Below are 15,446 nucleotides of genomic sequence, written 5' to 3' on the forward strand. Positions count from 1 at the left end.
GCCAGCAGGAAATGACCGAAATGGTCGCTACCGCCGTGCACGAAATGGGTTTGACCGTGCAGGACATTGCCCGCAATGCCGGTGATGCTGCCCAGGCCTCGCAATCGGCGAGGGACGAAGCCCTGCAGGCGCGTGAAGTGGTGCAGCGCTCGATCCGTGGTATCGAGGGGATGTCGGGTGATATCGGCAAGGCTGCCGAGGCAGTCAGCCAACTTGCCGATGAAGTAGCCTCGATCGACGAAGTTCTTGCGGTTATTCGTAGTATTTCCGAGCAAACCAACCTGCTGGCGCTGAATGCCGCCATCGAGGCGGCCAGGGCAGGGGAGATGGGCCGTGGATTTGCCGTGGTGGCCGATGAGGTGCGTACCTTGGCCCGGCGCACGCAGCTGTCCACCGACGAAGTGCAGCAGATGATCCAGCGCTTGAAGCAGGGCGCGGGTTCGGCTGTGAGTTCGATGCAGGCTGGGCAGCAGGCGACGGGTAGCGGGGTGGAGTCTAGCCAGCGCACCGGAGCGTCATTGGGGGCGATCACTGACCAGGTCGAGCACATCAGCGACATGAACCATCAGGTAGCTACTGCGACCGAAGAGCAGTCGGCGGTGACCGAGGAGATCAATCGTACGGTGCAGGGGATTTCCGACCTGGCGCGGGAGACCGCGGCGGAGGTGCAGGGCTGTCGCGAAGAGTGCCAGGCGCTGCGTGGCTTGGCGGATGACCTAGCGCGGCAGATGGGTGGGTTCAGGCTTTAGATCAGTGTTGGCTTCTTCGCGGGTAAACCCGCTCCCACAGGTTCATCATTGCTCTTGAGGGCAGAGCTGTACCTGTAGCTCCCACAGGCTCACCTCAGGCCTTGAAACCTGCGCGATCCCTGTGGGAGCGGGTTTACCCGCGAATGCGGCCTGTCAGGCGCTGATGATGGCGCGGATATCCGCCGCCAGCTCGCGCACCCGCTCTTCCTCGGTATCCCACGAGCACATGAACCGCGCCCCGCCACTGCCAATGAAGGTATAGAACCGCCACCCCTTGGCGCGCAGTGCCTCGATCGCGTGCTCCGGCATCTGCAGGAACACCCCGTTGGCCTCAACCGGGAACATCAGATCCACTCCCGGCAAGTCACTCACCAGCGAGGCGAGCAACTGCGCGCAATGGTTGGCATGCGCGCCATGGCGCAACCAGGCGCCATCTTCCAGCAGGCCCACCCAAGGCGCCGACAGGAAGCGCATCTTCGATGCCAGTTGCCCGGCCTGCTTGCAGCGGTAGTCGAAGTCCTCGGCCAGCTGACGGTTGAAGAACAGGATCGCCTCGCCCACTGCCATGCCGTTCTTGGTGCCGCCAAAACACAGCACATCGACGCCGGCCTTCCAGGTCAGCTCTGCCGGGGTGCAGCCCAGGAACGAGCAGGCATTGCTGAAGCGGGCACCGTCCATGTGCAGGTTCAGTCCCAGCTCCTTGCAGGTGGCGCTGATCGCCTTCAGCTCATCGGGGCGATAGACGGTGCCCACCTCGGTGGCCTGGGTAATGGTCACCACCCGTGGCTTGGGGTAGTGGATGTCCTGGCGCTTCAGCGCCACTTCGCGGATCGACTGTGGTGTCAGCTTGCCGTTGACGCTGGGCGCGGTCAGCAGCTTGGAGCCGTTGGAGAAGAACTCCGGCGCACCGCACTCGTCGGTTTCGACGTGGGCGGTCTCGGAGCAGATCACGCTGTGGTAGCTCTGGCACAGCGAGGCCAGGGCCAGGGAGTTGGCGGCGGTGCCGTTGAAGGCGAAGAACACCTCGCAGTCGGTTTCGAACAGCTTGCGGAAGTATTCCGCGGCGCGTTCGGTCCACTGGTCGTCGCCGTAGGCGCGGTCGTGGCCATGGTTGGCCTTTTCCATCGCTGCCCAGGCTTCGGGGCAGATGCCGGAATAGTTGTCGCTGGCGAATTGTTGGCTCTTATCTGTCATGACACTGTCCTGTGAACGACGCAGAACAGCACTCTAAACCATCATTTGGTCGGTTGCCTATACAAGCTCGGTGGTTCGAATGGGCGGCCTGAGCATGCGCCAAGCAGAGTGGTGCATGCCAGTAAGGGAGCGGGGCGGTGGCATAGCGTAGCCCCACTTCTCTACAACTTAACCTCAACGCTCAATCAAGTGGATTTCCCAGTAGATGTCTTCAATGATGCCGGCGACTTCATAGTAAGTAGCATCAATATAGCGAAAATCAATTTTGTAGTTCTTGCCATTGAATTTTAAGTTTCCATTGTTGGCTAATGCGGCGTAGCCGAGATCACTCTGATCTTCAGAGAAATTTCCGATAAGGTCGCCGTTTGTGTAGAGCTGAACGTGAGCATATATTTTTTCAGTAACATTTTTTCGGCGTGAGTGGCTTGATCTCTCGGCTTTCCTGGCTTGCTGGCATTGCGTGTAGATTTTTTCTGAAGGTTCGGACGTCTTTAATTCGGCGCCAGTGATGCGTACCAATTGCTGCTTATCAGATAAATCTGATTCAAATAAACTGAGTTTTGCAGTTGATCGCCGCAAATCAAAAGACTTGATATCAAGAATATCTCCGGCGCGCAAATGCACCAGTGAGCCATAGGCTTGAGGCTCCAGTGGGAATGTAAAAAGTCCGAAGTTGGCTTTAATTTCCATAGCGTTGCTCCTCATGCTTCGGCAGAAATTGGCGCCGCCGCTGACAAGATCTTCAAGCTCCCAGATCAATCTCGGCAACTGGTAGAAATGCCAGGCCTGGCTGTACCTGGTCAACGCTCAACTCAACCAGGTGCAGCTGCCTCGAACACGACAATGTCGTAAACGCGCCATTGCAAGGCGTGCGCAGGCATCTGACCCGCCCCGGCCAGTCATAACATCGCCACAAAGGGCCACAGTGCCCCACGACAAAAAACGATCGCTGCCGGGAGATACACGATGTTCAGCAAGCAAGACCAGATCCAGGGTTACGACGATGCACTGCTGGCGGCGATGAATGCCGAAGAACAGCGCCAGGAAGACCACATCGAGCTGATCGCCTCGGAAAACTATACCTCCAAGCGCGTGATGCAGGCCCAAGGCAGCGGCCTGACCAACAAGTACGCCGAAGGCTACCCGGGCAAGCGCTACTACGGTGGCTGCGAGCACGTGGACAAGGTCGAGGCCCTGGCCATCGAGCGCGCCAAGCAGCTGTTCGGTGCCGACTACGCCAACGTCCAGCCGCACTCCGGCTCCTCGGCCAACGCTGCGGTCTACCTGGCCCTGCTGCAGGCTGGTGACACCATCCTCGGCATGAGCCTGGCCCACGGCGGCCACCTGACCCACGGTGCCAAGGTGTCGTCTTCGGGCAAACTGTACAACGCTGTGCAATACGGCATCGACACCAACACCGGCCTGATCGACTACGACGAAGTCGAGCGCCTGGCTGTCGAGCACAAGCCAAAAATGATCGTTGCCGGTTTCTCGGCCTACTCCAAGACCCTCGATTTCCCACGCTTCCGCGCCATCGCGGACAAGGTCGGCGCACTGCTGTTCGTCGACATGGCCCACGTAGCCGGCCTGGTTGCCGCTGGCCTGTACCCGAACCCGATTCCGTTCGCCGATGTGGTTACCACCACCACTCACAAGACCCTGCGCGGCCCACGCGGCGGCCTGATCCTGGCCAAGTCGAACGAAGAGATCGAGAAGAAGCTGAACGCCGCGGTGTTCCCTGGCGCCCAGGGCGGCCCGCTGATGCACGTGATCGCCGCCAAGGCCGTTTGCTTCAAGGAAGCGCTGGAGCCTGAATTCAAGGCCTACCAGCAACAAGTGATCGAAAACGCCCAGGCCATGGCCCAGGTGTTCATCGACCGCGGCTACGACGTGGTTTCCGGTGGCACCGACAACCACCTGTTCCTGGTAAGCCTGATCCGCCAGGGCCTCACCGGCAAAGATGCCGACGCTGCCCTGGGCCGCGCGCACATCACCGTCAACAAGAACGCCGTGCCGAATGACCCGCAGTCGCCATTCGTCACCTCGGGCCTGCGCATTGGCACCCCGGCCGTCACCACCCGCGGCTTCAAGGTCGCTCAGTGCGTGGCCCTGGCCGGCTGGATCTGCGACATCCTCGACAACCTCGGTGACGCAGACGTCGAAGCCGATGTGGCGAAGAACGTCGCGGCCCTGTGCGCAGATTTCCCTGTTTACCGCTGAGTGGAGTCACACACCATGCAACGTTACTCGGGCTTCGGCCTTTTCAAGCACTCCCTCAGCCACCACGAGAACTGGCAGCGCATGTGGCGCACGCCAACCCCTAAAAAGGTCTACGACGTGGTTATCGTTGGCGGTGGCGGCCATGGCCTGGCCACGGCCTACTACCTGGCCAAGGAGCACGGCATCACCAACGTCGCCGTGATCGAGAAGGGCTACCTGGGCGGCGGCAACACCGCCCGTAACACCACCATCGTGCGTTCCAACTACCTGTGGGACGAGTCGGCGCACCTGTACGAGCACGCCATGAAGCTGTGGGAGGGCCTGTCCCAGGACCTCAACTACAACGTGATGTTCTCCCAGCGCGGCGTGTACAACCTGTGCCACACCCTGCAGGACATGCGTGACTCCGAGCGCCGGGTCAGCGCCAACCGCCTGAACGGCGTGGATGGCGAGCTGCTCAACACCGCCCAGGTCGCGGCCGAGATCCCGTACCTGGATTGCTCGAAGAACACCCGCTACCCGATCCTCGGTGCCACCGTGCAGCGCCGTGGCGGCGTGGCCCGTCACGACGCCGTGGCCTGGGGCTTCGCCCGTGCCGCCGACGCCCTGGGCGTGGACCTGATCCAGCAGACCGAAGTGATCGGCTTCCGCAAGGAAAACGGCGCGGTCATCGGTGTGGAAACCAACAAAGGCTTCATCGGCGCCAAGCGCGTCGGCGTGGTCACCGCCGGTAACTCCGGGCACATGGCCAAGCTGGCCGGCTTCCGCCTGCCGCTGGAATCGCACCCGCTGCAAGCACTGGTATCCGAGCCGATCAAGCCGATCATCGACAGCGTGATCATGTCCAACGCCGTGCACGGCTACATCAGCCAGTCCGACAAGGGCGACCTGGTGATCGGTGCCGGTATCGACGGCTGGGTCGGCTACGGCCAGCGCGGTTCGTACCCGGTGATCGAGCACACCCTGCAGGCCATCGTCGAGATGTTCCCCAACCTCTCGCGCGTGCGCATGAACCGCCAGTGGGGCGGCATCGTCGATACCTCGCCGGACGCTTGCCCGATCATCACCAAGACCCCGGTCAAGAACATGTTCTTCAACTGCGGTTGGGGTACTGGCGGCTTCAAGGCGACCCCGGGTTCGGGCAACGTCTTCGCCGCGAGCCTGGCCAAGGGCGAAATGCACCCACTGGCCGCGCCGTTCTCCATGGACCGTTTCTACAACGGCGCACTGATCGACGAACACGGCGCCGCCGCCGTCGCCCACTAACCGGAGACACCGTCATGTTGCATATTTTCTGTCCCCACTGCGGCGAGCTGCGCTCCGAAGAAGAGTTCCACGCCTCTGGCCAGGCGCACATCGCCCGCCCGCTGGACCCTAACGCCTGCTCCGACGAGGAGTGGGGTACCTACATGTTCTACCGTGACAACCCACGCGGTATTCACCACGAACTGTGGGACCACGTTGCCGGCTGCCGCCAGTATTTCAACGTCACCCGCGACACCGTGACCTACGAAATTCTGGAAACCTACAAGATTGGCGAGAAGCCGCAAGTGACCGCCAGCGGCAAGCAGAACAGCGCCGCGTCGACCGTCAAAGGCCAAGGGGAAAAAGTATGAGCCAGACCTATCGCCTCGCCAGCGGCGGCCGTATCGACCGCAGCAAGGTCCTGAACTTCACTTTCAACGGCAAGACCTACCAAGGTTATGCCGGTGACAGCCTGGCCGCCGCATTGCTGGCCAACGGCGTCGACATCGTCGGCCGCAGCTTCAAGTATTCGCGCCCACGCGGCATCATCGCCGCTGGTACCGAAGAGCCGAACGCCATCCTGCAGATCGGCTCCAGCGAAGCCACCCAGATCCCCAACGTGCGTGCCACCCAGCAGGCGCTGTACGCAGGTCTTGTAGCTACCAGCACCAACGGCTGGCCGAACGTCAACAATGACGTCATGGGCATCCTGGGCAAGGTTGGCGGCAGCATGATGCCGCCGGGCTTCTACTACAAAACCTTCATGTACCCGAAATCGTTCTGGATGACTTACGAGAAGTACATCCGCAAAGCCGCAGGCCTTGGCCGCGCGCCACTGCAGAACGACCCGGACAGCTACGACTACATGAACCAGCACTGCGACGTGCTGATCGTCGGTGCCGGCCCTGCCGGCCTGGCCGCTGCCCTGGCCGCTGGCCGCAGCGGTGCCCGCGTGATCCTGGCTGACGAGCAGGAAGAGTTCGGCGGCAGTCTGCTCGACACCCGCGAAACCCTCGACGGCAAGCCTGCTGCCGATTGGGTCAGCGCCGTGGTCAAAGAGCTGGAAAGCCTGCCGGAAGTGACCCTGCTGCCACGTGCCACGGTCAACGGCTACCACGACCATAACTTCCTGACCATCCACGAGCGCCTCACCGACCACCTCGGCGACCGCGCCCCGATCGGCCAGGTACGCCACCGCGTGCACCGCGTCCGCGCCAAGCGCGTGGTGCTGGCTGCCGGCGCCCACGAGCGCCCGCTGGTGTACGGCAACAACGACCTGCCGGGCAACATGCTGGCCGGTGCCGTGTCCACCTACGTACGCCGCTACGGCGTGGCCCCGGGCCGCAAGCTGGTGCTGTCGACCAACAACGACCACGCCTACCGCGCCGCGCTGGACTGGCACGACGCCGGCCTGCAAGTGGTCGCCATTGCCGACGCCCGCCACAACCCACGTGGCTCGCTAGTTGAAGAAGCACGTGCCAAAGGCATCCGCATCCTCACCTCCAGCGCCGTGATCGAGGCCAAGGGCAGCAAGCACGTCACCGGCGCCCGTGTGGCCGCCATCGATGTGCAGGCACACAAGGTCACCAGCCCTGGCGAAACTCTCGAGTGCGACCTGATCGCCACCTCCGGCGGCTACAGCCCGATCGTGCACCTGGCTTCGCACCTGGGCGGTCGCCCGGTATGGCGTGAAGACATCCTCGGCTTCGTGCCGGGCGATGCTCCGCAGAAACGCGAATGCGTGGGTGGCATCAACGGCGTCTACGCCCTGGGCGACGTGATCGCCGATGGCTTCGAAGGCGGCGTTCGCGCAGCCACCGAAGCGGGCTTCAAGGCCACCGTCGGCAGCCTGCCGAAAACCGTTGCGCGCAAGGAAGAGGCCACCGTGGCACTGTTCCAGGTGCCGCACGACAAGGGCACTGCCCGCGCACCCAAGCAGTTCGTCGACCAGCAGAACGACGTCACCGCGGCTGCAATCGAACTGGCCACCCGCGAAGGCTTCGAGTCGGTCGAGCACGTAAAACGCTACACCGCGCTGGGCTTTGGTACCGACCAGGGCAAACTGGGCAACATCAACGGCCTGGCCATCGCCGCCCGTTCGATCGGCATTACCATCCCGGAAATGGGCACCACCATGTTCCGCCCCAACTACACGCCGGTTACCTTCGGTGCAGTAGCGGGCCGTCACTGTGGTCACCTGTTCGAGCCCGTACGCTTCACCGCCCTGCATGCCTGGCACGTGAAGAACGGCGCCGAGTTCGAAGACGTCGGCCAGTGGAAACGCCCGTGGTACTTCCCGAAAGCCGGTGAAGACATCCACGCCGCCGTGACCCGTGAATGCAAGGCCGTGCGCGACAGCGTGGGCCTGCTGGACGCCTCGACCCTGGGCAAGATCGACATCCAGGGCCCGGATGCGCGTGAGTTCCTCAACCGCATCTACACCAACGCCTGGACCAAGCTCGACGTGGGCAAGGCCCGCTATGGCCTGATGTGCAAGGAAGACGGCATGGTCTTCGACGACGGCGTGACTGCCTGCGTCGGCGACAACCACTTCATCATGACCACCACCACTGGCGGCGCCGCCCGTGTGCTGCAGTGGATGGAGCTGTACCACCAGACCGAGTGGCCGGAACTGAAGGTGTACTTCACCTCGGTCACCGACCACTGGGCCACCATGACCCTGTCCGGCCCCAACAGCCGCAAGCTGCTGAGTGAGCTGACCGACATCGACATGGACAAGGAAGCCTTCCCGTTCATGACCTGGAAGGAAGGCAACGTCGGCGGCGTACCGGCCCGGGTGTTCCGTATCTCGTTCACCGGCGAGCTGTCGTACGAAGTCAACGTGCAGGCCAACTACGCCATGGGCGTGCTGGAGCAGATCATCGAGGCAGGCAAGAAGTACAACCTGACCCCGTACGGTACCGAGACCATGCACGTACTGCGTGCCGAGAAGGGCTTCATCATTGTTGGCCAGGATACCGACGGCTCGATGACCCCGGACGACCTGAACATGAGCTGGTGCGTAGGCCGCAACAAGCCGTACTCGTGGATCGGCCTGCGTGGCATGAACCGCGAAGACTGCGTGCGCGAGAACCGTAAGCAACTGGTAGGCCTGAAGCCGGTCGACCCGAACCAGTGGCTGCCGGAAGGCGCCCAGCTGGTATTCGACCCGAAACAGCCGATCCCGATGGATATGGTTGGCCACGTCACCTCCAGCTACGCGTCCAACTCCCTGGGCTACTCGTTCGCCATGGGTGTGGTCAAAGGCGGCCTCAAGCGCATGGGCGAGCGCGTCTACTCGCCGCAGGCGGATGGCAGCGTGATCGAGGCGGAGATCGTGTCTTCGGTGTTCTTCGATCCGAAGGGTGAGCGGCAGAACGTTTGAGGCTTCACCGGTAGCTCTGATTGGAATGCGACCTCTGTGGGAGCGGGTTCACCCGCGAATGCGATGGTGGATTCACCGCCCTCTTCGCGGGTAAACCCGCTCCCACACTGGGTCTCCTCAGTCTGTGACTACAGGTTCTACCTCAGGTCTTCGCGATCAACAGAATTCAAGGCAGGTAAGAAATGAGCGCTATCAACGTCTTCCAGCAAAACCCCGGCGCCGAGGCCAAGGCCCAGTCGCCACTGCACCACGCCGACCTGGCCAGCCTGGTTGGCAAAGGCCGCAAGAACGCAGGCGTGACCCTGCGTGAACGCAAGTTCCTCGGCCACCTGACCATCCGTGGCGATGGCCACGACCCGGAATTCGCTGCCGGTGTGCACAAGGCCCTGGGCCTGGAGCTGCCAGTGGCCCTGACCGTGGTCGCCAACAACGAAATGTCGCTGCAATGGATGGGCCCCGACGAGTGGTTGCTGATCGTCCCCGGCGGCCAGGAGTTTGCCGTTGAGCAAAAGCTGCGCGCAGCCCTCGAAGGCCAGCACATCCAGGTGGTCAATGTCAGCGGCGGCCAGAGCCTGCTGGAACTGCGCGGCCCGAACGTGCGCGAAGTGCTGATGAAATCCACCAGCTATGATGTTCATCCGAACAACTTCCCGGTGGGCAAGGCAGTCGGCACTGTCTTCGCCAAGTCGCAACTGGTGATCCGCCGCACCGCCGAAGATACCTGGGAGCTGGTGATTCGCCGCAGCTTCGCCGACTACTGGTGGCTGTGGCTGCAGGACGCTTCGGCCGAGTACGGCCTGAGCATCGAGGCTTAAGGAGAACAGAACATGAGTCGGGCACCGGATACCTGGATTCTCACCGCCGACTGCCCGAGCATGCTCGGCACCGTCGACGTGGTGACGCGTTACCTCTTCGAGCAGCGCTGCTACGTGACGGAGCACCACTCCTTCGATGACCGGCTGTCGGGGCGTTTCTTCATTCGCGTGGAGTTCCGCCAGCCGGATGATTTCGATGAAGCCGGCTTCCGGGCCGGCCTTGCCGAGCGCAGCGAGGCGTTCGGCATGACCTTCGAGCTGACCGCACCTAACCATCGCCCCAAGGTGGTGATCATGGTGTCCAAGGCCGACCACTGCCTTAACGACCTGCTGTATCGCCAGCGTATCGGTCAGCTGGCCATGGACGTGGTCGCGGTGGTATCCAACCACCCTGATCTCGAACCCCTGGCACACTGGCACAAGATTCCTTACTACCACTTTGCCCTCGACCCCAAGGACAAGCCCGGGCAAGAGCGCAAGGTACTTCAGGTGATCGAGGAAACCGGCGCCGAACTGGTGATTCTTGCGCGCTACATGCAGGTGCTGTCGCCAGAGCTGTGCCGGCGCCTGGATGGTTGGGCGATCAACATTCACCACTCCTTGCTGCCAGGGTTCAAAGGCGCCAAGCCTTATCACCAGGCGTACAACAAGGGCGTGAAGATGGTTGGCGCTACCGCGCACTACATCAACAACGACCTGGACGAAGGCCCGATCATCGCCCAGGGTGTGGAGGTGGTCGACCACAGTCATTACCCCGAAGACCTGATTGCCAAAGGGCGCGACATCGAGTGCCTGACCCTGGCGCGAGCGGTGGGGTATCACATCGAGCGACGAGTGTTCCTCAATGCGAACAGGACTGTGGTGCTCTGACCGCGTCTAGCTTTTATCGCGGGCATGGGCTTTCAGGGTTTCGCGGATGGCTGTAACGAACCTCTGGCGCATGTCCGCACCCAGTTTGTTACCTGGAATTGGATCGCCGTCGCGGTCCACCCAGCCTGCTTTGAACTCGTGAAGATCCATGCCTTCGGCTTCTTCGTCGAAGTCGTAGCCTGGACCATAAGCCGCGTAATAGAAGATCTTGTCGGCGTCCAGAAAGTACCGCTGTTTGCCGAACAATGCTGCTTCGATGTCTGGGTCGAAGCCCTGCTGCCTGGCAGCCTCGACCCAGTATGGCCAGAAGGCGTCCTCGGGGCGCTCAGTATCCGTCATGGTGGTTCTCCAGTTTGATAGACGATGGGTTACTGCATCCCTATCGAATCACTCGGTCGCCAACGTATTGCGGTAGATATTCATCGCCCCGGGCATGTGCGCGACCACCACCTGGCCGATTGCCGTTCAGAGGTATTTGCCTGTCGTTTCCAGTCAGCGCATCCGTCCCCATCAGGCCCACAATTCCCTGCATTCCAGTAACACATGCCGCCCACGGATGGCGGCGCGTTCAACCACCGCTGCATAAATATAAATCAAGCGAGGTAAGAGCATGTCTGGCAATCGTGGAGTGGTATATCTCGGCGCCGGCAAGGTCGAGGTGCAGAAGATCGACTACCCGAAAATGCAGGACCCACGCGGCAAGAAGATCGAGCACGGCGTGATCCTGAAGGTGGTCTCCACCAACATCTGCGGCTCCGACCAGCACATGGTCCGTGGCCGCACCACTGCCCAGGTCGGCTTGGTCCTGGGCCACGAAATCACCGGCGAGATCGTCGAGAAGGGCCGTGACGTCGAGCGCATGCAGATTGGCGACCTGGTCTCGGTGCCATTCAACGTCGCCTGTGGCCGCTGCCGCTCCTGCAAGGAAATGCACACCGGTGTCTGCCTCACCGTCAACCCTGCCCGCGCTGGCGGTGCCTATGGTTACGTCGACATGGGCGACTGGACCGGCGGCCAGGCCGAGTACGTGCTGGTGCCGTACGCCGACTTCAACCTGCTGAAACTGCCCGAGCGCGACAAGGCCATGGAAAAGATCCGTGACCTGACCTGCCTGTCTGACATCCTGCCTACTGGTTACCACGGTGCCGTGACTGCCGGCGTTGGCCCAGGCAGCACCGTCTACGTTGCCGGTGCCGGCCCGGTCGGTTTGGCTGCCGCTGCCTCGGCACGTCTGCTGGGCGCTGCTTGCGTCATCGTTGGCGACCTCAACCCAGCCCGCCTGGCTCACGCCAAGTCCCAGGGTTTCGAAGTGGTCGACCTGTCCAAGGACACCCCGCTGCACGAGCAGATCGTCGATATCCTCGGCGAGCCTGAAGTGGACTGCGCCATCGACGCCGTTGGCTTCGAGGCCCGCGGCCATGGCCACGAAGGTGCCAAGCATGAAGCGCCAGCTACCGTGCTGAACTCGCTGATGCAGGTTACCCGCGTTGCCGGCAACATCGGTATCCCGGGCCTGTACGTGACCGAAGACCCGGGTGCGGTGGATGCTGCCGCCAAGATCGGTGCGCTGAGCATCCGCTTCGGCCTGGGCTGGGCCAAGTCGCACAGCTTCCACACCGGCCAGACTCCGACCATGAAGTACAACCGCCAGCTGATGCAGGCGATCATGTGGGACCGTATCAACATTGCCGAAGTGGTGGGTGTGCAGGTGATCAACCTCGACCAGGCGCCGGAAGGTTATGGCGAGTTCGATGCGGGTGTGCCGAAGAAGTTCGTTATTGACCCGCACAAGATGTGGGGGGCGGCGTAATCAGCGCCGATTAACGAGAGCCCCTCGAATCGAGGGGCTTTTTTGTGGCTGTTGCGCTGATCTCAAGCCTGCACTGCCCTGTAGGAGCGGCCTTGTGTCGCGAAAGGGCTGCGCAGCAGCCCCGGCAATTTGTGCATTTGCGCCAAAACCCTGGGGCTGCTTGGCAGCCCATTCGCGACACAAGGCCGCTCCTACAGCTGACCGCGTTAACCGGCCAAGCTATACAAGGCTCAGCGCATCATCCCCAACTCGGCATCATCCATCAGCGCCTTGGCCAACGCGCTCAGGTAATGTGAAGCCCAAAGCAACTGCGGCTTGTTGTCCATCAGTCCGTCAATGGTCATATCCCGCACATATCCCATCAGCTCGGAAGCCTGGTCACGGGCATCCTGGCAAGGAATACCAGGGGCGATACAGAACAGCGCGTGGGTCTTGTTCTCCCCCTGATAAAACATGGTCTTGCCGACGGTGGTGTTGGGTTCTCTTTCGTCTGTTGTCAATCAAGCCTCAGTGCACATCCATGCCTCGGCCGGCATCTGCACCTGTACCAACGCAGCCTCAAGCAGCCCCGCAGCGCTTCCAGCTCATGCACCGAAGCCATCATCAGCATCGCAACCGGCGCTTCGGCCGCAGCCCAATCGCCTGCTGCGCCACAACCTAGGCGCACTGGGTGTACTCCGTGGCCTGGAGGATGGTGTCCTCAAGGGAATGGAAATTGTGGGGTGGATCAGAAACGGTTTTCAGCATGGTGTAACCCTCTGTCGGTTGTGCCGGCACCCTCTGCTGTCAAACAAATGGGTGGCAGCTGTACGCGGGTTGACAGACCGGTCGACAGAGTGAACCCGGCGCAAACAAGGTGCCCCACGCACAGCCACCATTGAGGTAAGCCATAACGTATCTGTCGGTATCGGCCTGTCAAAGCCGATCGCTGATTGGCAGCGACAGCCCGAGACTAGGATGCAATCCAGAGAACTGCAATGGCTTGGAGGGGGTGGTGAGTATGTTTGGGAAATGGACTACAAGGAAGAGGTTAAATCTTAAAAAATCTGAGAAAGGCTTGGTTCGAAGGAATGGGATAGAATTAATTTCATCACGAAAGGATATTCATATTAAACATCCAGAGCCGCTTGTAAAAGGCGGCTTTGGAGTGTTCTGGCTCATATTTAATAATCATCGGCCATGAGGTCGTCAATACTACCGCGCCGGGCTATGCGTGCATGTGTACGGGTTTCTCGTTGGCCATGTCTGATTAACCTTAAAAAATTGACAGGGCCTCCAAGATTCTGTATGCGGCCTATATCATTCAAGTGTTCTGGTCGTGGTAAGTTTAGGCTTTGAGCAAAGGTTTCGGGTACGCCTGGAAGTATGCCTGCTCTAGCGGCGCCTATTGTTGCATTGCTTTCGAAAATCTTTGTTAGGTAGCGGTCAATAATCGGCGCGGCCTCGTGGTGCTTGGCGGTACGATGGCGGAGTCGCGGAAGTATAAATTATACTAACTTCATCTATGTTGATTCTGCTACTGGCAAATTTGACAGTTGCTTTTCTGGAGCGACATGGCTCTCCGGCCCTTCTCTGAGGAAATGTCCGATTGCGCTGTGAGTAGCGCCATCAACTGATATTTTTGCTAGTAGACGGCATAACCTGATTGGGCGAGTGTATGGATAGAGGTGATCATGCTGCTGGAGGTGATATCTATGCCTATTAAACCTGTGCCTGAACAAGGAATGTCTGAGAAATATGATGCCAAGTTGGAACTGGCCTTCGCTCAGTATTTCTATCAAGGTGATAATCTACATGCAAAAATCCAAAGCTATAAATGCCAATCGATTTATAGGTTCGAGCACGGCGTGCTTGCCCAGCGTGAAATTCATGACGGTCGATACGAGATAGGACTGCTTTATCATGATGAAAAACTATCTGTTTCGCGTGTGCCGAAATATGGAGCGAAATTTGGAGTCGCCTACGCGCCCTATGGTTGTGGATCCTTAGAAAATTTAAAGGATGCTTTGCTCGGGTTCAGTGGTGAGCGATTTGATGAAGTCGCAGTTCGTTACTTATTAGGTAATGGATATCGTGCGTATAGTCCCAGTCTGATGCGATTTACCAGTCCGGATAACTTGAGCCCATTTGGTAGAGGGGGAGCGAATTCGTACGTGTACTGCATTGGTGACCCTGTAAACTTTACCGATCCGACAGGTCATGGGCGGATTTTCAACTTTTTTAGGAGTCTTCTTTGGTCCTCTAAAAGCCCTGGCGGAAAGCAGGCAGACCAAAACGTCCGGATTGGTTATCATGGTACAAGTAAGGCCGCAGCAAAGAAAATTTTGAAGGAAGGTTTTAAAAGCCCAACTGGCACATTGTTTGTGACCGATACGTACGAGAATGCGCTCAACTATGCAGGTTTAAAGAAAAAAGGTGCTGTGTTAGCGGTAAGTACAGTTGATTTTGCAGTGGTTAAGAAAGAATCCTCACGGGGAGTGGTACGGAGCAAAGGTATAAATGAACTGAGGATTCCTGGGGCGGCGCACCACGTACTTACGTTCAAGTGAGTTTCAAGTCCAGGCGAACCCACAGATTTTAGCAGGTTTATAACTTTGGAAGAGCAAATGGCGCGCGATATCAAGGCGCTCCGGCAAAGGATGGGGGACATCTGACTGTGCGGTGTCATCTCTTCCTTCACTGTGGGCAAAGCCGGCGCCTTTGGTTCAGCCTTCAGTCTGAAATTTTTGGACGTGTAGTGCAGGCCCTATCACCAGCGGCCGGCAGTTTTATCAGGTAGCGGGTGATTAGGGGCCGACTCCTTTGAGTATCTGGATATCTGCTTTAAAAGTGAAACCATCGGAGTTGATCAGTCCCGAGTTGTTGGCGGGTCTCTTCTGCTCTCCTTCCAATACGCTCAAAATAATTGCTGTATTCCTGAAATATCTCGGTGCCCGTCGCGACGTAACGTCGGTGTCTGCTGAAGGTTTGAATATGCCCGTCGGCGATCATCACTAGGCGTACTCCATGGTCTGGAGGATGCCGCCTTTAAGGATTCTCCGATCAAGTCAGCACAGGCCATCTGACCTGTGCTGAAATAGCCCTCCGTCCAACTGCCCTCTACAAGCCCGCCATCCCATGAGCCAGATGAGCTTTTCCGATTTCGAGTACGCCGGTAA

At 59.8% G+C, this 15,446-nt stretch carries 13 protein-coding genes and 1 pseudogene; 9 read left to right on the plus strand and 5 right to left on the minus strand.

The features are described from left to right. Positions 1–20: 20 nt before the first annotated feature. Positions 21–749: a methyl-accepting chemotaxis protein gene (locus tag WM94_RS31080; RefSeq protein ID WP_371264017.1), complete on the plus strand. Its 729-nt coding sequence runs from the start codon at positions 21–23 to the stop codon at positions 747–749. A gap of 153 nt (positions 750–902) precedes the next feature. On the opposite strand, the gene WM94_RS06300 is transcribed toward WM94_RS31080, so the two are convergent. Then, positions 903–1,943 (minus strand): low specificity L-threonine aldolase, encoded by a 1,041-nt coding sequence (locus WM94_RS06300; RefSeq protein WP_061550715.1) that lies wholly within the window; start codon positions 1,941–1,943, stop codon positions 903–905. 174 nt (positions 1,944–2,117) lie between these two features. Continuing rightward, a complete protein-coding gene (locus WM94_RS06305; RefSeq protein WP_137138433.1) occupies positions 2,118–2,633 on the minus strand; it encodes a hypothetical protein in 516 nt (171 codons plus the stop codon). Positions 2,634–2,909: 276 nt separating this feature from the next. On the opposite strand from WM94_RS06305, the gene WM94_RS06310 reads away from it, so the two are divergent. The 6 genes from WM94_RS06310 to purU all read left to right on the plus strand — a co-directional run bounded on the left by WM94_RS06310 (position 2,910) and on the right by purU (position 10,478). Then, positions 2,910–4,163 carry a serine hydroxymethyltransferase gene (locus tag WM94_RS06310; RefSeq protein WP_013970518.1) on the plus strand — a complete coding sequence of 418 codons (1,254 nt, stop codon included), beginning with the start codon at positions 2,910–2,912 and terminating at the stop codon, positions 4,161–4,163. Between the two features lie 15 nt (positions 4,164–4,178). After that, positions 4,179–5,429, plus strand: coding sequence for a sarcosine oxidase subunit beta family protein (locus tag WM94_RS06315; protein ID WP_003255680.1), 1,251 nt, complete (start codon positions 4,179–4,181; stop codon positions 5,427–5,429). Between the two features lie 14 nt (positions 5,430–5,443). Beyond that, complete coding sequence (locus tag WM94_RS06320; RefSeq protein WP_013970519.1) at positions 5,444–5,779, plus strand: sarcosine oxidase subunit delta; 336 nt, start codon at positions 5,444–5,446, stop codon at positions 5,777–5,779. Continuing rightward, entirely contained in the window at positions 5,776–8,793 is a 3,018-nt protein-coding gene (locus WM94_RS06325; RefSeq protein WP_061550717.1) for a sarcosine oxidase subunit alpha, read from the plus strand. Before WM94_RS06320 ends, WM94_RS06325 begins: the two co-directional genes overlap by 4 nt. Positions 8,794–8,975: 182 nt before the next feature. Then, entirely contained in the window at positions 8,976–9,608 is a 633-nt protein-coding gene (locus WM94_RS06330; RefSeq protein ID WP_013970521.1) for a sarcosine oxidase subunit gamma, read from the plus strand. A gap of 12 nt (positions 9,609–9,620) precedes the next feature. Beyond that, positions 9,621–10,478, plus strand: coding sequence for a formyltetrahydrofolate deformylase (purU, locus tag WM94_RS06335; protein WP_013970522.1), 858 nt, complete (start codon positions 9,621–9,623; stop codon positions 10,476–10,478). 6 nt (positions 10,479–10,484) lie between these two features. Here purU and WM94_RS06340 read toward each other — a convergent pair whose 3' ends face one another. After that, entirely contained in the window at positions 10,485–10,817 is a 333-nt protein-coding gene (locus WM94_RS06340) for a hypothetical protein (RefSeq protein ID WP_061550718.1), read from the minus strand. Positions 10,818–11,088: 271 nt separating this feature from the next. On the opposite strand from WM94_RS06340, the gene fdhA reads away from it, so the two are divergent. Continuing rightward, positions 11,089–12,288 (plus strand): formaldehyde dehydrogenase, glutathione-independent, encoded by a 1,200-nt coding sequence (gene fdhA / locus WM94_RS06345; RefSeq protein WP_015268662.1) that lies wholly within the window; start codon positions 11,089–11,091, stop codon positions 12,286–12,288. A 230-nt stretch (positions 12,289–12,518) separates the two neighbouring features. Here fdhA and WM94_RS06350 read toward each other — a convergent pair whose 3' ends face one another. Both WM94_RS06350 and WM94_RS30700 read right to left on the minus strand, forming a co-directional pair. Then, entirely contained in the window at positions 12,519–12,788 is a 270-nt protein-coding gene (locus tag WM94_RS06350) for a DUF3077 domain-containing protein (protein WP_061550719.1), read from the minus strand. Next, positions 12,789–13,035, minus strand: a pseudogene (locus WM94_RS30700) (hypothetical protein). Between the two features lie 926 nt (positions 13,036–13,961). Between WM94_RS30700 and WM94_RS28785 the strand changes: the two are divergent. After that, entirely contained in the window at positions 13,962–14,837 is an 876-nt protein-coding gene (locus tag WM94_RS28785; RefSeq protein WP_082810509.1) for an RHS repeat-associated core domain-containing protein, read from the plus strand. The last annotated feature ends 609 nt before the right edge of the window (positions 14,838–15,446 follow it).

It is taken from the genome of Pseudomonas sp. ABFPK, from assembly GCF_001586765.1.
GTDB lineage: Bacteria > Pseudomonadota > Gammaproteobacteria > Pseudomonadales > Pseudomonadaceae > Aquipseudomonas > Aquipseudomonas asiatica.